Source organism: Calothrix sp. PCC 7507 (genome assembly GCF_000316575.1).
Taxonomy (GTDB): domain Bacteria; phylum Cyanobacteriota; class Cyanobacteriia; order Cyanobacteriales; family Nostocaceae; genus Fortiea.
Genome location: NC_019682.1, coordinates 2,872,709 through 2,890,839 on the forward strand (window position 1 = coordinate 2,872,709; position 18,131 = coordinate 2,890,839).

Annotated in this window: 19 protein-coding genes; 9 read left to right on the forward strand and 10 right to left on the reverse strand. The window is 44.2% G+C overall.

The genetic code is table 11. The features are described from left to right. Positions 1-105: 105 nt before the first annotated feature. From CAL7507_RS12205 to CAL7507_RS12220, 5 genes are read left to right on the forward strand one after another with little or no spacing between them, the layout of a single operon-like run. The gene (locus tag CAL7507_RS12205) at positions 106-1,347 is read left to right on the forward strand and encodes a DNA cytosine methyltransferase (protein WP_015128782.1); all 1,242 of its coding nucleotides are present in this window, start codon (positions 106-108) and stop codon (positions 1,345-1,347) included. Then, a complete protein-coding gene (locus CAL7507_RS12210; RefSeq protein ID WP_015128783.1) occupies positions 1,320-2,297 on the forward strand; it encodes a Bpu10I family restriction endonuclease in 978 nt (325 codons plus the stop codon). Before CAL7507_RS12205 ends, CAL7507_RS12210 begins: the two co-directional genes overlap by 28 nt. Positions 2,298-2,335: 38 nt before the next feature. Continuing rightward, entirely contained in the window at positions 2,336-2,539 is a 204-nt protein-coding gene (locus CAL7507_RS33075) for a hypothetical protein (protein ID WP_236556934.1), read from the forward strand. 12 nt (positions 2,540-2,551) lie between these two features. Beyond that, on the forward strand, positions 2,552-2,737 hold the full coding sequence (locus tag CAL7507_RS33080) for a hypothetical protein (protein ID WP_236556935.1): 186 nt from the start codon (positions 2,552-2,554) through the stop codon (positions 2,735-2,737). After that, positions 2,730-3,164: an HNH endonuclease gene (locus CAL7507_RS12220; protein WP_015128784.1), complete on the forward strand. Its 435-nt coding sequence runs from the start codon at positions 2,730-2,732 to the stop codon at positions 3,162-3,164. Before CAL7507_RS33080 ends, CAL7507_RS12220 begins: the two co-directional genes overlap by 8 nt. Positions 3,165-3,292: 128 nt before the next feature. On the opposite strand, the gene ruvA is transcribed toward CAL7507_RS12220, so the two are convergent. The 4 genes from ruvA to rimI all read right to left on the reverse strand — a co-directional run bounded on the left by ruvA (position 3,293) and on the right by rimI (position 8,516). Continuing rightward, positions 3,293-3,931, reverse strand: coding sequence for a Holliday junction branch migration protein RuvA (gene ruvA, locus CAL7507_RS12225; RefSeq protein WP_015128785.1), 639 nt, complete (start codon positions 3,929-3,931; stop codon positions 3,293-3,295). After that, positions 3,928-4,677, reverse strand: coding sequence for a sucrose-phosphate phosphatase (locus CAL7507_RS12230; RefSeq protein ID WP_015128786.1), 750 nt, complete (start codon positions 4,675-4,677; stop codon positions 3,928-3,930). The genes ruvA and CAL7507_RS12230 overlap by 4 nt, the downstream gene beginning before the upstream one ends. Before the next feature lie 304 nt (positions 4,678-4,981). Next, the gene (locus tag CAL7507_RS12235) at positions 4,982-7,450 is read right to left on the reverse strand and encodes an ATP-dependent Clp protease ATP-binding subunit (RefSeq protein ID WP_015128787.1); all 2,469 of its coding nucleotides are present in this window, start codon (positions 7,448-7,450) and stop codon (positions 4,982-4,984) included. 517 nt (positions 7,451-7,967) lie between these two features. Next, complete coding sequence (gene rimI / locus CAL7507_RS12240) at positions 7,968-8,516, reverse strand: ribosomal protein S18-alanine N-acetyltransferase (protein ID WP_015128788.1); 549 nt, start codon at positions 8,514-8,516, stop codon at positions 7,968-7,970. 105 nt (positions 8,517-8,621) lie between these two features. Here rimI and lysA point away from each other — a divergent pair, with 105 nt between their 5' ends. The 3 genes from lysA (at position 8,622) to CAL7507_RS12255 (ending at position 11,810) form a co-directional block, all read left to right on the forward strand. Further along, the gene (gene lysA / locus CAL7507_RS12245) at positions 8,622-10,031 is read left to right on the forward strand and encodes a diaminopimelate decarboxylase (RefSeq protein ID WP_015128789.1); all 1,410 of its coding nucleotides are present in this window, start codon (positions 8,622-8,624) and stop codon (positions 10,029-10,031) included. Between the two features lie 109 nt (positions 10,032-10,140). Continuing rightward, complete coding sequence (cdaA, locus tag CAL7507_RS12250; RefSeq protein WP_015128790.1) at positions 10,141-11,064, forward strand: diadenylate cyclase CdaA; 924 nt, start codon at positions 10,141-10,143, stop codon at positions 11,062-11,064. Further along, positions 11,061-11,810, forward strand: a complete 750-nt coding sequence (locus CAL7507_RS12255) for an isoprenyl transferase (protein ID WP_015128791.1) — start codon at positions 11,061-11,063, stop codon at positions 11,808-11,810. Before cdaA ends, CAL7507_RS12255 begins: the two co-directional genes overlap by 4 nt. 66 nt (positions 11,811-11,876) lie before the next feature. Here CAL7507_RS12255 and CAL7507_RS12260 read toward each other — a convergent pair whose 3' ends face one another. From CAL7507_RS12260 to dnaK, 6 genes are all read right to left on the reverse strand, one after another. Beyond that, positions 11,877-12,149, reverse strand: coding sequence for a DUF3143 domain-containing protein (locus CAL7507_RS12260; RefSeq protein ID WP_015128792.1), 273 nt, complete (start codon positions 12,147-12,149; stop codon positions 11,877-11,879). Between the two features lie 20 nt (positions 12,150-12,169). After that, positions 12,170-12,712: a J domain-containing protein gene (locus CAL7507_RS12265; RefSeq protein ID WP_015128793.1), complete on the reverse strand. Its 543-nt coding sequence runs from the start codon at positions 12,710-12,712 to the stop codon at positions 12,170-12,172. 111 nt (positions 12,713-12,823) lie between these two features. Continuing rightward, on the reverse strand, positions 12,824-13,261 hold the full coding sequence (locus CAL7507_RS12270; RefSeq protein ID WP_015128794.1) for a type II toxin-antitoxin system VapC family toxin: 438 nt from the start codon (positions 13,259-13,261) through the stop codon (positions 12,824-12,826). Further along, complete coding sequence (locus CAL7507_RS12275; protein WP_015128795.1) at positions 13,258-13,575, reverse strand: type II toxin-antitoxin system HicB family antitoxin; 318 nt, start codon at positions 13,573-13,575, stop codon at positions 13,258-13,260. Before CAL7507_RS12275 ends, CAL7507_RS12270 begins: the two co-directional genes overlap by 4 nt. 115 nt (positions 13,576-13,690) lie before the next feature. Next, complete coding sequence (locus CAL7507_RS12280) at positions 13,691-14,680, reverse strand: DnaJ C-terminal domain-containing protein (protein ID WP_015128796.1); 990 nt, start codon at positions 14,678-14,680, stop codon at positions 13,691-13,693. 113 nt (positions 14,681-14,793) lie between these two features. Then, positions 14,794-16,932 (reverse strand): molecular chaperone DnaK, encoded by a 2,139-nt coding sequence (gene dnaK, locus CAL7507_RS12285; protein ID WP_015128797.1) that lies wholly within the window; start codon positions 16,930-16,932, stop codon positions 14,794-14,796. Between the two features lie 320 nt (positions 16,933-17,252). Here dnaK and CAL7507_RS12290 point away from each other — a divergent pair, with 320 nt between their 5' ends. Further along, positions 17,253-18,101 carry a M28 family peptidase gene (locus CAL7507_RS12290; RefSeq protein ID WP_015128798.1) on the forward strand — a complete coding sequence of 283 codons (849 nt, stop codon included), beginning with the start codon at positions 17,253-17,255 and terminating at the stop codon, positions 18,099-18,101. Positions 18,102-18,131: the final 30 nt, after the last annotated feature.

Consider the following 18,131-nt stretch of genomic DNA (forward strand, 5'->3'; position numbering starts at 1 on the left):
TACCTTAATATTAATATACAGTGTAGTAAGTTGACAAACAGTTATAAGGGTATCATCCTAGAGTATTTAGATGTTAAACGCTATTAGTAGCTACAGTAAGAGTATATGGTAAAAGCACAACCTGTCGCTATTGATTTGTTTGCCGGGGCTGGCGGCTTTGGCTTAGGTTTCGAGATAGCAGGTTTCTCTGTTCCTCTGTCTGTTGAAACCGATGCTTGGGCTTGCGATACACTTCGCTACAATCGCCCTAACATGACAGTTATTCAACAAGACATTCGTGATTTCAGCACCGCAAGTAGTATTAAGGATATCTGTCTATTCAAGCCGGATATTGTGATTGGTGGACCTCCATGTCAAGGTTTTAGCATTGCTGGCCCAGCCCAAAAAGATCCGAAAGATCCCAGAAATAGTCTATTTATTAACTTTGCTCATTGGATATGTTTTCTCCAACCTAGAGCGTTTGTAATAGAGAACGTTAAAGGGTTACTTTCACGCAAAAATTTTGAAGGTATAAAGGTCATAGATATTATTCAGAAAACCTTTGAAGACCTGGGATATTTTGTAGAAGTATGGTTGCTAAATGCTGCAGAATATGGTGTACCACAAATCAGAGAGCGTATCTTTGTTGTAGGAAATAAAATGGGGAAAAAATTGGGTATTCCTCCAAAGACACATTCTCTAGATTTATTACTTACTAATAGCTCTCAATTATCAGTGTTAAAGAATATGAACTTACTTCCTTCTTTGAGTGTATGGGATGCCATATCAGATTTACCATCACTGAATGCACGTGAAGGTAAAGAGGAACAACCTTATATTTCAAAACCTCATAACAACTATCAACACTGGATCAGAAATAGCAGTCATACACTCTACAATCATGTTGCAATGGAACATTCCCAGAGGCTTGTAGAACGCTTCAAACATATAAAATGGGGTGAATCCAGTTCAGACGTACCAAAAGAACATAGAGCTAGACTTCGTAGTGGAAATGGTGAATTATCCGGGAAAAGTTATGACCAGAATAATCGGCGTCTCAATCCAAATAAACCATCACACACAATAGCAGCCTCTTTTTATGCTAATTTTATTCATCCTTTCCAGCATCGCAATTTGACAGCTCGTGAAGGAGCGCGTATTCAATCTTTTCCTGACACTTATCGTTTTCTAGGGAAAAAGACTGTTGTGTCTCATAAGTTACTGAATCGGGAGGAGAGATTCGACGAAAAGTTTCTTTGCCAGTACAATCAGGTAGGTAATGCTGTACCACCCCTTCTTGCTAAGGCGATCGCACTTCATCTTCAAGAGAAATTAGAGCTATGCCAAAAAGTGATAGGAACCCTTTAGTTCACGGCTCTAATCTTGAACAGAAAGAGCATCACCGCACAAAATACAAAGATGCTGAGAGCAAAAGATATCTCAGAGATATTAGAACTGAGTATGATAAGTGGCACTCAGCTAATCTTCAATTGATGGGACCCACATCAACTTTCACTGATCAAGATGACTCAATCATTGCCAGCAGGGTAGAACTTCTCTCGACATACAAGGACTTTTTAGATCAGCAACATTATGCTGAAAAGTTTGACTCTAGATCAAACCTTCACTCAAGCGTACTGGAAGAATTTCTTTACTATCTGTTTAGAGATTTAGTAAGAGACTTTGGAGAAAATGCTCTCATTGGCAAGTCACATACATTCAAAGATATTTTCTTTGTACCACCCAAATATTCTGAAATGCTCAAAAGACCGTATGCGCGTATAGAAAAGAAAGATCATGACTTTGTAATTGGAGCCACTATTCAAGCATCACTTGCAGCAGCAGTACCACCAGAGAAAGATAAGAATCCTGGTGAAATCCTGGCAGTTTTTAAAGAAGAACCAGAAAACTACTCACAAGTTACGGTTACAGGTAACACTGAAACCCACATTTTTGATATTCCAGTTGTTGCAATTGAATGTAAAACATATCTGGATAAAACTATGCTCGAAGGTTCATCACGAGCAGCAGAGGATTTAAAGGCTAGAAATCCAAATAGTTTGTATGTTGTACTTATGGAGTGGATCAAGCTGACTAGTGATGTCAATCTTCGGAAGTACAAGGTTGACCAAATTTATGTACTACGTCAGCAGAAAAATACTGACCGAGAATTTAGATATGAAGAAAATTATATCAAAAATCCGATGAACCCCATTGTAGTTCAACATCTATTCCACAAAATACGAAAGCATCTAAAAATGGACTGGACTGGCGGAATTGAACACGGCATAGAGCGTGGATGGCTAATTGACGAGTAGCTATAAATTTAATTACACAAAATGACGAGTTACAAACAATGTCAACAGTAAAAGTTGAAGTACAACTGTCTTCAGAAGAATTGCTAAAGGCTGTTGAGCAGTTAAGCCAGGGAGATTTAGAGCGATTTGTATCTCAGGTTATTGCACTACAAGCGCAAAGAAAGGCTTCTAGTTTGCCGCAAGTCGAAGCTGAATTGTTACTAAAAATTAATCAGGGCATTCCTTCACATACTAAAAAGTAGTATGAGGAATTAATGGCTAAAAGAGAAGCTGAAACTCTCACAAATGAAGAACATCAAGAATTATTGCACTTGAATGAACAGATAGAACAATTGCAAGCACAACGTATTGAATATTTAGCAGAATTAGCACGTATGCGTAGGATTTCGCTAACTGCATTGATGGAAAATTTAGGCATTCAGACGCAAATGTATGTCTGAAAGTCGAGTCACAGTGCAACAGAAAAAAGCAGTAGCTGAACGTGTTAAAGGATGCTGTGAGTATTGTCGAAGTCAAGCATGTTTTGCAATTCAAGCGTTTTCAGTCGAACATATTATACCCAGAAGTCAAGGTGGAAAAACTAATCTGGATAACTTGGCGCTGTCTTGTCAAGGATTCAATAATCACAAGTACAACAAGACAGAAGCAAAAGATTTGGTAAGTGGTAATATTGTGTCGCTCTACCATCCACGCCAACAGCGCTGGCTTGAGCATTTTCCCTGGAATGACGACTTTAACAAATTCAATACTAAAGTCTGGTTGATTTGGCAGTCGAAAAATTACGTTATAAAGATATTGCTTGAAAATTCAAGTTTACTCCCGCGTCAACAAGCAGGTACAATGGATAGCAATTATCAATTTGGCTGACTACGAGGAATTGGCTAGACCTGGCGACGTTTCATAGAACGTTGCTGTTGCTACAGACTCTCAAAGATCAATTGGGAGATGAGGGGGATGAAGTGGAGAGGAGTGGGGGAATAACGATTGACTATTGCTTATTGTAGCTGTTCGCTAGTACTCAGGTGGGCGATCGCCTGTTTAATCCAATCTTCGACATAGGCATTTTGTGGTAGTCCAATGTCTTCACTCACCACATGCAAAGCATGGCTGACTTCATGGGCAGTATAACCCAAGGCGAAGAGAGTCATTTGCACTTCTTCTAGAATTCCTGGTGCAGGACCACCTGTAGCAACGAAGAACCCGGCTGATTTGCGCCACTCGATTAATTTGCTTTTCAGTTCCAAACAGATGCGTTCTGCAGTCTTCTTGCCGACGCCTGGGGCTTGAATTAAGATTTGTGTATTGCCAGCGATGATTGCTTGCACTAAATCTGGTAGCTCCATAGTGTCCAACAGAGCGATCGCTAAAGCTGCACCAATACCGCTAACAGTTAGCAAGTGACGAAATAAATCCCGTTCTGCTGGCGAAGCAAAGCCATATAGTAACGGCACTTCGTCACGGATTTGGTAATGGGTAAAAACTTGTACAACCCCTCCCGAATCGGGTAAATGCTGTCCTAGCCGTTGGGGAACTTGCAAATCATACCCCATGCCATTCACCTCTAAAGTCAGAATGACACGATTACTGCTAATTGTTTGAATACCAGCGACGATACCTTTGAGATAACTGATCATTCTAAGAATCCAAAATATTTTAGTCCTTCGAGAATTCCACCTGCACAAACATCTTGTGCTAGGTAACGGTAGTCAGCGGGATACTCATTGTGCCACTGGAGTAACTCAGGGCGGGCATTCCCGACGATGATTCCCCGTTCGTTGCCTGCAGCGAATAAAGCAATATCATTACCCGAATCGCCACAAACAACAGTTCGTTCGGCTGCATATTTCCACTTTTGGCGAAGAAACAGCATTGCCTGACCTTTATCGCTGGTATGGGGCACAATGTCAAGGTCAATTCCGCTGCTGTAAATTAACTTTATATTTAATTTATATTTTTGCAACTCTGTCTCTAGTTGTGGTAGTACATTCAGGGCTACTGTTTGTTCTAAGAAAAAGCTCACTTTGAAAGGGCGCTGTTCTGAGTTTGGTTGTAGTTCTAACTCAGGGTACTGCTGAGTTATAGATAACACAAGTTCCCGATCCCATCCAGAGGAGAGAATTTCTGACCAACCTGGATCTGGAGTGTCACCACCATCAAGATAAATTTCCGTACCTACAGAGAGGACTAGTGCATCGGGTGTCAAAAGATTTTGTTCAACTTGTAGTTCCTGGTAAAGTAGAGGCGATCGCCCAGTAGCATAAACTATTTTTGTGCCATATTGTTGGCGATGTTGAATTAGCTGTTGGCTCAGTTCTACCAAAGCTTTATCATTTCCCACGAAGGTATGATCCAGGTCAGTTACAAAAAGAAACGGTTTCATTGTTTTGACGCACTCCCAAGTTAATATTTGTCAAAATAATACCAATTTGCAAAAAGAATGGGACAGATACACTCAAGCGATCGCCAAAGAAAAAGCTAACACAAGGTTTATCAGCTTTAAAATCTCCTATTTTAATTATGGGGATTCTCCCGTTACCTATTGCCTAATGTTTTTTTCTTTGGTATTGAATGAGGTATGTTCGCCCATTTTATAATGCACACAAAAAAACAGTAGAGCAATAAATACTCTACCGTTTTCTAATTTTTTATTCGAGATTTAAATCCCAAATCTGAAATTTTAAATCTTACTCAACACCTTGGGGTAATAATTCCCGACGCTGTTGAGAACTAACTTGTACAATGCCGTTTTCATCAACATCAACGATCGCAATATCACCGTCTTTTATGCGACCAGACAGAATCTCTTCTGCTAGGCTATCTTCTAACAACCGCATAATCGCCCGACGTAACGGTCTTGCTCCATAGCTAGGACTGTAACCTTCGGTGATCAGGCGCTCTTTGAAGCGATCGGTGACTTCTAGGGTGATACCCTTTTCGGTCAGGCGACCAAATACTTCTTTGAGCATGATTTCGGCGATTTGGGTGACTTCGACCTTGCTCAACTGACGGAAGACGATAATCTCATCTAGTCGATTGAGGAACTCTGGACGGAAGTATTGCTTCAGTTCTTCGTTCACCAGGGTTTTAATCCGGTTGTACTGGGATTCGCTTTGGTCTTCGCCAAATTCAAAGCCAATACCGCCGCCGCCTTTTTCAATCACCTTAGAACCAATGTTGGATGTCAAAATCAGCAAGGTGTTTTTGAAGTCAACGGTGCGACCTTTAGCATCGGTTAACCGTCCGTCTTCCAAAATTTGCAGCAGCATGTTGAAGACATCGGGGTGCGCTTTTTCGATTTCGTCGAACAGCACCACGGTGTAAGGACGCCGCCGCACGGCTTCGGTTAACTGACCACCTTCGTTATAACCAACATAACCAGGAGGCGAACCAATCAATTTGCTGACGGTGTGGCGCTCCATATATTCCGACATATCCAAACGGATCATTGCTTCTTCGGAACCGAAGAAGTAAGACGCCAAGGATTTCGCTAATTCAGTTTTACCAACGCCGGTTGGCCCGGAGAAGACAAAGCTGGCGATGGGTCGGTTGGGATTTTTCAATCCAACACGAGCGCGACGAATTGCCCGGGAAACTGCCTTGACTGCGTCTTCTTGTCCAATGAGACGCTGGTGTAAGGTGTCTTCCATGTGCAGTAACTTCTCGGATTCTGATTCGGTGAGCTTGTTCACCGGTACACCAGTCCAGGAAGCAACAATATGGGCAATATCCTCTTCGGTGACTACGGGTTCCACTCCGTCACCGCTAGCACCGTTGGTTTTGCTTTGAGCGATCGCCCGGATTTCGGCTTTGATTTCCATTTCGCGATCACGCAGTTCCCCAGCTTTGTCAAAGTCTTGGGAACGAACTGCATCATCTTTCTCTTTCAAGATTTGCCGCAGTTCTTTGTCTAACTCTTTAGCTGCAGGAGGCAGTTGGGAGTTAATTAAGCGGACGCGAGAACCAGCTTCATCGATTAAGTCGATGGCTTTGTCTGGGAGATAGCGATCGCTAATGTAACGGTCAGATAATTTCGCCGCCGCTATCAATGCTTCGTCAGAGATTTTCAGTTTATGGTGTTGCTCGTAACGCTCGCGCAATCCATGTAAAATCTCAATTGTTTCATCGACTGTCGGCTCACCTACCATTACTGGTTGGAAGCGGCGCTCTAAGGCTGCATCTCGCTCGATGTGCTTGCGGTATTCATCCAGGGTTGTCGCGCCGATACATTGCAATTCACCTCTAGCCAAGGCTGGCTTGAGGATATTCGCTGCATCAATTGCGCCTTCTGCAGCACCTGCACCAATGAGGGTGTGGACTTCGTCAATCACGAGAATCACGTTACCCGCAGAGCGGATCTCATCCATGATTTTCTTCAGACGTTCTTCAAATTCACCCCGGTACTTGGTGCCTGCTACGAGCAAGCCGATATCGAGGGTGACTACGCGCTTATCTTCCAGGATGTCGGGGACATCTTTGTTGGCAATGCGCGACGCTAAACCTTCAGCGATCGCTGTTTTACCAACCCCTGGTTCGCCAATCAGCACTGGGTTATTTTTTGTCCGGCGACCCAAAATCTGTATCACTCGCTCGATTTCTTTGGCGCGTCCCACCACAGGATCGAGTTTGTTATCCGTTGCCATTTGGGTCAGGTTGGAACCAAATTCATCCAAGGTAGGAGTTTTGGTGCGTCCTGATTGCCCGGTCGCGGAAACCTCTGCTGTTTCTCCCAGCATTCGGATGACCTGGGTTCTTACCTTAGATAGATCCACGCCGAGGTTTTCTAGGACTCTGGCTGCGACACCTTCTCCTTCTCGGATCAGTCCCAACAGCAGATGCTCGGTGCCAATGTAGTTATGGCCTAATTGGCGCGCTTCTTCTAAAGATAGTTCCAGAACTCGCTTTGCCCGTGGGGTAAACGGAATTTCCACGGCGACAAAACCAGAACCTCGGCCTATGATTTTTTCTACCTCAATTCGGGCGTCTTTGAGATTGACACCCATTGATTTTAGAACTTTGGCCGCAACTCCCGTCCCTTCACCAATCAGACCCAGGAGGATCTGTTCAGTGCCGACGAAATTGTGACCTAAACGGCGGGCCTCTTCTTGGGCCAGCATGATTACCTTAATGGCTTTTTCTGTGAAGCGTTCAAACATGGCTTTTTCCCATCACCTGCGTCGTGCCGGTACGCTGATTTTAGCACAGGCTTAGGTTTTACATGTCTGTATAAAGATGACAAACACTAGCGCAGCATCACCCATATTGATGGCGCTATTACTAAGTATTTATTCTTTTTTTGTGGATGCCGTACTGATGAGGGTAAGTTTTCCAGTGTTTTTCGGATTGACCACACACAAAAAACCACTGGAATCAAGACTTTTTTGGATTTACTTCCAAAGATCCATTGTTACCACACTTGATTAGCAGAAGCAACAAAAATTTTGTATCATAGGTTATTTAAATAGAAAATTTATAAAAAATAAATTATTGTCATAGGAAATTAGGGAGTCAAGAGTCAAGAGTCAGGAGTCATTTATCCCTCATCTCCCTCATCATCCCGGTTGGTGAGCGTTCGCGTAGCGTCTCGCAGAGAAGCCGAACCACATCTCCCTCATCATCCCGGTTGGTGAGCGTTCGCGTAGCGTCTCGCAGAGAAGCCGAACCACATCTCCCTCATCTCCCCCATTTCCCCACTTCCCCACTGAGGCGATCGCTGACAATTTGCTGCCATTGGAGTAAAGTTGCGGGAAATGACGGTTGTTGCAAGTCCGCAAGCCAAAGAATGAGAGCGTCCTCGTTATTATCTTGGTAGTAACCCCGACGCCGCCCAGCTGTTTTGAAGCCAAATTTTTGGTATAAAGATATGGCTCCTAAGTTGGAAACTCGCACTTCGAGGGTGGCTCGCTCTAAGCCGCGATCGCTAGCTGTCTTGAGCAGGGAATATAGTAAAGCCTGCCCTAATCCTTGTCGGTGATATTGGGGATGAACCGCCAAAATTGTAATGTGAGCTTCTTCTAAAATTGACCAAAAGCAGCCCATTCCCAGCAGTCTCAGGCTAGAGAACGGGGAAAACAAACCGAGCAAATCACTATTGGGGCTGTCCATTTCTCTTTGGTAGGCTTCCATTGTCCATAAACCACCAAAACAGGCTTGATCTAGTTCCAGGACAGCGCTTAAATGCTCTGCTGTCAATGATTGAATTTCTAAGTCTAGTGAGATCACAGTTATTGAATAAGATTACAGACCCTTTGTAAACTGGGAATCGGCAGACGGACTCACGCCCAATTAAAATTTAAGCAAGCACAAAAATAACAACTCTTAATAGTTATGGTATCGACTCACCCCGCTGGGGTCCAACATACTGGTAGTCAGTATTTGCCTCAAAAGCGCAGCGCAAATGCGAATATTTCGCCTAACCAGGAACTTTTACCTGTAACTGCCAAAGTAAACAGTCATGATGTCCTGGAAATTGGTGGGTGTGATATCACAACCCTAGTTCAACAATTTGGCTCACCCTTATATATTTTAGATGAAGCAACCCTGCGTTTAGCTTGTCAGCAATATCGGGATGCTTTCCAAAAATATTATCAGGGCGAATCTCAGGTGCTGTATGCTTCAAAAGCATGGAACTGTTTAGCAGTTTGCGCGATCGCCGCATCTGAAGGCTTAGGAATAGATGTAGCATCTGGGGGGGAACTCTACACGGCGCTGCAAGCAGGTGTTAACCCTGAGAAAATCTACCTCCATAACAATAACAAATCTCGTGACGAGCTAATTTTTGCCATAGAATCCGGCTGCACTATTGTTGTGGATAACTGGTACGAGTTACACACTTTAGTAGAAATTGTCGAGACGGCAAACACCGGATATGTAAACCCTCGGTTACTACTACGGTTGACTCCGGGTATTGAATGTCACACGCATGAATATATCCGCACGGGACAACTAGATAGTAAATTTGGCTTTGATCCTAATCAACTAGAGGAATTGTTTACTTTTATCAGCAAGCAAACTGCTCTCAACTGCGTAGGATTACATGCTCATATTGGTTCGCAAATTTTTGAGCGCCAACCGCATCGGGATTTAGCTGGTGTGATGGTGCAGTGGTTAAAAGCAGCGGCGAAGCATGGTTTAGAACTGACGGAGTTAAATGTTGGCGGTGGTTTAGGGATTAGATATGTAGAGTCGGATGATCCTCCCAGCATTGAAGAGTGGGTGAAAGCAATTTGTGAAGTAATTCAAGCAGCTTGTGCTACTGAAAATTTACCCTTACCGAAATTATTGTGTGAACCTGGGCGATCGCTAATTGCCACAGCTTGCGTTACTGCCTATACTATTGGTTCATCCAAAGTTATTCCAGAAGTTCGTACCTACGTGGCAGTTGATGGGGGGATGTCAGACAATCCGCGCCCCATCACTTACCAGTCAGTTTACCGAGCAGTGATTGCCAACAAAATAGCCGCTCCCATTACACAAACTGTCACAATTGCTGGTAAGCATTGTGAATCCGGGGATATTTTGATTAAAAATGCTCAACTGCCAGAAACAGAACCAGGAGATATTCTCGTAGTTATGGGAACTGGTGCGTACAATTACAGTATGGCATCTAACTATAACCGCTTGACCAAACCGGCAGCAGTTTTAGTAGCGAATAGCGAGGCAAATTTGATTTTGCAGCGCGAAACTTATCAAGATTTGATTCGACAAGATTGCCTACCAGAAAGACTAAAGGTTTAGTCATTTGTCCTTAGTCATTAGTCATTAGCCAGGAATTAATTACAAATGACTAATGACTGATGACAAATGACTAACTGTAATTAGAGGCAAGAATGGTAATCCAGATGTCATGAGAGATTGGTGGAAGCAATGGCTGACAAACCCAGGATGGTCGCAGTCCTTGCTGCTTGGGACTCTGGATATCGTGTTAGTGTTGGCGCTGACATACATGATACTAGTGATTATTAGCGAGCGCCGGACACTGTGGATGGTGCGAGGATTTATTGTATTGATGTTAGCCTCAGCACTCAGTAATCGATTGGGGCTACCATTATTAAATTTTGTATTAGAAAAATTAGTGATTGGTTGCGCTGTGGCTATGGCAGTTGCTCTCCAGTCGGAATTTCGCCGATTTTTGGAACAATTGGGACGTGGTGAATTCCGCCAATTGTTTCAACCATCTAGTCTAGTAGTCCCCAAATCCGATAGTGTAATTGATGAAATTGTCGAGGCGGTGAAAGAACTGTCTAAAAGCCGAATTGGAGCTTTGCTAATTTTGGAAACTACTGGCCCGATGGACGAGCGCGATTTTTCTGTCCCCGGAGTTAAGCTGAATGCTGATGTTTCTAAAGAACTAATACAAACAATCTTTCAACCGAAAACTTTGTTACATGATGGAGCAACTTTGATCCGTGGTTCCCGGATAGTAGCATCGGGTATAATTTTACCACTTTCGGGTCGCACAGCCTCGCGCCAGTTGGGTACACGCCATCGGGCAGCAATGGGAATTACTGAGCGGGTCGAAAATTGTATTTGTGTCGTTGTATCAGAAGAGACGGGTTCTATTTCTTTAGCGGAACGTGGAACCCTAAACAGACCGCTGACGATTAGAAACCTTAAAGAGTCCTTGGAGACTCGATTGTCCCCAACAGTAGACCGGGAAGCTGTTGCTCCCGGTTTGTTAAGTTTGGCTCGTCAGATAGGTGAGAAGGCTCTAACATTGGCTTCACGTTTACTCCGATTACCATCGACCGCTTCTCGGGATAAAAAATGAAATTACAAGAAACTCAACTCCAAGATTTGCCCCCTGATTTAAAACTGGAATTACTGCCTCAGCATGTCGCGGTGATTATGGATGGCAATGGTCGATGGGCTAAACGTCAAGGTCTACCCAGGATTATGGGCCATAAAGCTGGTGTAGACGCTCTGAAGGATTTGCTCCGCTGCTGTCAAGATTGGGGTGTCCAGGCGCTGACAGCTTATGCTTTTTCGACAGAAAACTGGAAAAGACCCCAGGAAGAAGTTGATTTTCTCATGACTTTATTCCAACGAGTTTTGCGCCAAGAACTCCGGGAAATGGTTAAAGAAAACGTGCAAATTCGGTTTGTGGGTAATTTACAGGCATTACCGCCCGTCTTGCAAGCGGAAATTTCTCGTTCAATTGAAGAAACCCAGGAGAATCGCGGTATCCGGTTTACTGTGGCCACAAATTATGGTGGTAGACAAGAAATTTTACAGGCTTGTCGGGCGATCGCCGAGCAAGTCCAGCAAGGATTGTTACAACCTGATGAAATTGATGAAGAACTGTTTGAGAGCCACCTCTACACCGCCGGAATTGCTGACCCAGATTTGCTAATCCGGACTAGCGGAGAAATGCGCCTCTCAAATTTCTTACTCTGGCAAATGGCTTATGGCGAAATTTATATCACAGACGCTCTCTGGCCAGATTTTAACCGCAATGAATTTTACCGCGCCTTGAGTGCCTATCAGCAGCGGGAAAGAAGATTTGGGAAAGTTTAGGGAATCAGTTATCAGTTACCAGTTATCAGTTATCAGTTAACAAATTGATGACTGTTCACTGCTCCCCTAGGGCCCAGAAAACACTGCCTGTTCTATATCTTCTCGACTGAGGGAATATTTGAATGAGCGCTGGACATCTTGCCTGTTTTCAGATGCGGCGATATATCGGACTGTGATTTGCTCAACATCTAGGGAGAGTTCGGCTTGCCAACTTGGTCGCTGCACATGCCAGCAATGTGGCTGTGCTTCATCTTGTTGACAGCCTTGATCTTTAAGCCACTGCTCGATTTGTGGCAGGGTATGGTTATACAGGGGGGCATCAGGGGAAAGAAGAGGCATAAGCAATTGAAGATTTTAAATTAACAAAAATAATTTTTACTTTCCCAAGGGGGAATTGATTGTGACAGATTGTTAATCTGCTGCTTTTCTAGCCGATTTAATGGTAGTTGTTGTGTTTGAAAAGCGGCATCACCACGAGTTAAGCCAATAGTGATCGCCAATAACAAACAACCCAAAAACGTTAACCCCAAAATAAATAAAGCAAAGATTTCACCAGTGGAGAGTGGGCGATCGCTCGCATCAAGGTAAGCTGATTTTGACCAGTCATAAGCCTGAGAAGTGGAACGGTTTAAGTCGGGGGGTGCTTGAATCACCCCAAAACGAGAATAGCCGATTTTCAAGTCATAGTTTAACCGTCTTTCTGGGTTGCTAAGAGTAGCGTAGGCTTCGTTGATTTGCTGGAATTTAGCAGTAGCCACAACAGTAGATAATTCCGTAGTGTCAGGATGATAGCGTTTGCTCAGTTCTCGATAAGCGCGACGAATATCGATTACCGATGCCGAGGGATGCAATCCTAGCAAAGAGTAATAACTGGGTTTACTGGGTTCACTGCTCTGCGACATTGCCCCATTTTGATTCACGGCTGTTTAATTCACCTTGCAATCAAGTTTTTTCTAATTGTAAACCTGTTAACGCTATAGCAGATGATGCCTAAGATCAGGACTTGACCGTCTTTATCTATCCTGTATTGACCAATCCTCAATGTTTAAAGAAGACACTTGAGAAAAATCCCGATAGTTTCGCGTCACCACAACTGCATCATTCACTAAAGCAATTGCGGCAATTCGCATATCCTTCTGCAATCGCTGTTTCGATAAGGTGGGATTTTCTTTGAGCAATCGCTGAAACGTCTCGCCTGCTTTCTCATCAAAATCCAACACCCTCACCCGTCCAAATAGAGCAACTGTCCGGCTTAATTTTCCATACAGTCGCACAACATCTTCAACTTCCCGCGCACCATTGATTCGCACCACCCAGCCATTAAACAATTCCTGAACCGTCACAATGGAAATCGCCACATCTGCTCCCATCACGGCTACCCGACGGCTCACCTGTGGATGTCGCTCTAATAACAGCGACACATGATCTGTATCCAACACCCAAAGGCTCATACAGTATTGTTGATATCCAATTCACGTTCGGTACGCAGTTCCTGAGCCAAGTTCGCAAACTCATCATCTCCCTCAAACATCCCAATAAAATCTGTCCAAGGATTATTTGTCACTTCTAGGGTCAGAAACTCAATATTTGCCAGTCTAGCTCTCACCTTTTCCTCTAAAGATGCGATCGCATCTAAACGGTTCTCAGCTTCGGCTACACAATCAGGTAACTCTGGCACTGATACTATAAAATTTCCCGATGATGCTTGTTCAACCAGGACATGAAGAGACAGCCTATTCAAACTCGTAACGGCTAGAAGATTCATAAACGGCGATACTTAAATCAGTGAACAGTGAATTTGATAACTGATAATTCTCTTTCTTCATAATAGAACCTCGCTACCATAGGGGGTTGGCGATGCTTTATTCACGTCGCCCTACTTAACCGAGTAAATCAGCGCGGGGTTTAAAGGTTTCAATTTGTCGCAACTTTTCGTAAAGTTCTTTTTCTTCAGGGCTAATTTTTTTCGGTGTAACTATCTGAATCTCCACTAATTGATCACCGCGTTTTTCGTTTTCTGTGGGATAGCCTTTGTTTGCTAAACGGAATCTTTGACCAGATCTCACGCCTGGAGGGATGATCATTTTAACTGGGCCATCGAGAGTTGGCGCTTCTACCTGTCCTCCCAAAACTGCTTCGGAGGGAGTCACTGGGACTTGACAGAGGATATTAGCGCCTTCTAGTTTAAATAATGGATGCGGCTCGACAGTAATTTTTAAGTATAAATCGCCGCCGCTAATGCCCTGATTGCGTAGACGGATGGTTTGGCCTGTAACCATTCCTGGGGGCATAGTTACTTCTAGCGATCGCCCATCTTCTAAACGAATGCGTTCATTACCACCTTGATAAGCTTTTTCTAGTGGTAAAGTCAATCTGGCTTCTATATCCCGGCGCGCAGGGCGTGGCTGGGTTGGGGGAACTGTGTATTCAACTCTGCTTTTAGGAGTACGAAACGGATCGCTACCCGTGCTAGTATTGCTATTGTCTTTGCGACCACCTACACCGATTACTTGATTGATAAAGCTCTCAAAATCAGCAAATTGGCTAGGGTCTACTTCTTGATTGCTACTGCGTCCGTTAGAGCGATTATCCCAGGTTTTGCCCTTTGGTGTTGATTTGTTAGCAAAACCTTTTTGCTGCCAATAGCGACTAAATTGGTCATACTGTGCCCGTTTAGCGGGGTCTGACAGTATTTCATAAGCCTCGCCGATGTCTTTAAATTTTTCTTCTGCTGCTTTGTTTCCTGGATTAAGATCGGGGTGATATTGACGCGCTAACCGCCGATAGACCTTTTTAATTTCCTCGCTGGTGGCTTCTTTCGGTACTCCCAAGATTTCGTAGTAATCGCGAAAATTCTGCAAATTTTGCATAGTCAGTTATTTAAATTTATATTCTTAGAAATGATCCTGTCAGTAGTTAGTTGTTTGACTGTTGACTACTAACTACTGACCACTTACTACTGACAAATTCCTCTTCAGGATAATTACAACCAATCGTCATCATCATCCCAGTTGTCTTGGTAGCTGGGACGCGATCGCCGGGGAGAACGGTTGTCAGGGGGAGATGAACGACTGTCTCTGCCATAGTCTCTGTTAGAGTCTCTACCATAATCTCTACTGGAGTCTCGACTATTAGAGTCTCTGCTAGCGTCTCTGCCATAATCCCTACCAGAGTCTCTACCATAATCTCTGCTATAGGTATCACGGTCTCGATATGTTTCTTTGGGTAAATCGCGATCGCGTTCTTTCTCGCCACCAGTGAAGATTTCTTTAATAGTGCCGAACAAGTCATCATCTTCGTCTTCAGCATAATACTGACGGACTTCCCGGTTTAACTCATATAAAGCATCTTGCAGGTCGGCGTAGGCTTGGTCAATCCCGCGATCGTCGTCTTCTTTGAGACTGTCCCGCAGTTCCCGGCAAATATTATCAATTCGTTGGCGGCGGTTGCGGGCAAATTGCATCCCGAATTCTAACGCCACTTCCCTCAGTTGGCGTTCTGCTTGTAAAATTAGAGCCTCGGAGCGAGTGCGTTTTTCCACTCGTTCTTTCCGTTCCCGATCAACTTCGGCGTATTTTTGGGCGTCTTGAATCATCCGATTCACTTCCCCTTCACTCAAGGTAGAAGCACCTTGGATGGTGATACTCTGTTCTCTGCCAGTGGTTCTATCCAGGGCTGTCACCTGTAAAATGCCATTGGCATCGACATCAAAAGATACTTGCACTTGCGGGATTCCCCGTGGCGCTGGGGGAATGCCATATAGCTTGAAGCGTCCCAGGGACTTGTTGTTCGCCGCCATCTCCCGTTCGCCCTGGACTACGTGAATCTCCACGGTATTTTGGTTATTTTCTGAGGTGGAAAAAATATCAGAGCGGCGTACTGGTATGGTGGTGTTGCGGGGAATGAGTTTTTTCATTACGCCCCCAATGGTTTCTAATCCCACAGACAAAGGTGTGACATCTAAGAGCAGCACGTCTTTGAGTTCACCTGCAAGAATGCCTGCTTGAATTGCTGCACCCACCGCCACTACTTCATCCGGATTGACGTTTTCGCTGGGTTCTTCGCCAATCAAGTCACGGACTAGTTGCTTCACCATCGGAATACGTGTGGAACCGCCGACTAACACCACTTCTTCGATATCTGCGGGTGAAAGTCCGGAATCTTTCAGGGCGCGTTTGACTGGTGTGCGTAACCGTCCCACTAAATCACCACACAAACCTTCAAACTGCGAACGAGAGAGGCGAGTTTCTAGATGTTTTGGCCCGTCTGCTGTTGCGGTGATGAAGGGTAAGTTGATATCGGTGACGCTGACAGCAGAAAGTTCGATTTTAGCTTTTTCTGCGGCTTCCATCAGACGTTGTAGAGCTTGGCGATCGCGTCTTAAATCTACCTCTTCTGCTTCCAGAAATTGCTCTGCTAACCAATCAACAATCTTTCTGTCAAAATCGTTACCGCCAAGTTGCGTATCTCCACTAGTGGCTTTGACTTCAAACACGCCGTCACCAACTTCTAGAATCGACACGTCAAAAGTGCCGCCACCTAAATCGAACACTAAGATAGTTTCGGTATCCCCCCGATCCAAACCATAGGCTAAAGACGCAGCTGTCGGTTCATTCAAAATCCGCAGCACCTCTAACCCAGCAATTCTGCCAGCGTCGCGGGTGGCTTGTCGCTGGGAATCGTTAAAATAGGCAGGAACTGTAATCACAGCCCCTGTCACAGGTTCACCTAAATAGCGACTAGCATCGTCGGCTAATTTCTTCAGCACCATTGCGGAAATTTCTTCTGGGGCAAAATCCTTATTCAAGCGGGGACAGGGAATTCTAATATTCCCAATTTCGTCTTTGCGGATAGTGTAGGGTACACGCTTTGATTCAGGACTCAGTTCGCCATATTTCCGCCCAATGTAGCGTTTAACTGCAAAAAAGGTATTTTGGGGGTTAAGGACGGTTTGTCGTCGTGCCATTTGCCCAACTACCCTTTCGCCTTCTTTGCTGAAGCCAACAACGGAGGGGGTTGTTCGCATTCCTTCTGCATTGGCAATCACCACCGGCTTGCCACCCTCCATCACGGCGACTACTGAGTTGGTTGTACCCAAGTCGATGCCGACTACCTTGCCCATGCGTTACTCTACTCCTACGTGTGTCTTATACGTTTATTATGATTGGGCGGGACTACCTCTAGCTTTGTGCTGTGGGTTGAAAACCCCTCAATGGTATATTAATCATCATTCAGCTAAGAAAGATTAAAAGATTAGCTAAAGGAGCCAGTTGCAAGACTAGGATAACATTGACGATGGTTGGTACGCCCAAGCGGTTTCAATTCTTGTCACTCAAATATAATTGACTAACTATATCTTCTAGTTAAGAAGTTCACCTTAAATAATACTTGCTTTGCTTTTCTCATACCGGAAAAACTTGATATTGGGATAATTTTAAACATTTGACTTTAAAAGAGCGATTACAAACTCACCTCAACGAGATAGCACGAGAACGCGATCCCTATATGGCGACTGCTGGACATTTTTTTGTGCAAGAATACATTCGCCAGCAATTTGCACAATGGGGAAGTGTGGAAATCCACACCTTTTTAGTAAACGGCAAAACCTATCAAAATCTCATTTTAAATTTATCGCCTCAAGTTCAACGGCGACAAAAGGATTTGCCACTCATTTTAATTGGCGCTCATTATGATGCTGTACCTGGAACGCCAGGGGCTGATGATAATGCTACAGGTGTGGCGGTTTTGCTGGAATTGGCGAGAAAGTTTACTGCTGAACCTGCGAGATATCCTTTAAGGCTGGTGGCTTTTGACATGGAAGAATATGGCTTGCTTGGTAGTGCTGATTATGCAGCCCTGTTACGCCAACAAAAGCAACGACTACGTTTAATGATGTCGCTAGAGATGCTGGGCTATCAGAATTCTCAGCCTAACTCCCAAAATTACCCTCCACCTCTAGAACGCTTTTACCCAAATCAAGGTGATTTTATTGCCTTAATTGGCAATTTGCGGACGCTACCAGATTTAATTAGTATCAGCCGTAGTATTCGCCAAGTTGGAGTACCAAGTCAGTGGCTACCTGCGCCCAACAGAGGTTTAATAGTTCCGCAAACCAGACTGAGCGATCATGCATCTTTTTGGGATGTTGGTTATCCGGCGATGATGGTGACAGATACAGCGTTCTTGCGGAATCCACACTATCACAAACCAAGTGATACTATTGCAACTTTAGATTTAGATTTTCTCACAGGTGTATGTGAGGGTTTAGCAGTAGGAATTCGGCGGTTATAACAAATATTTAACGTAGAGGTTTGGAGTTCG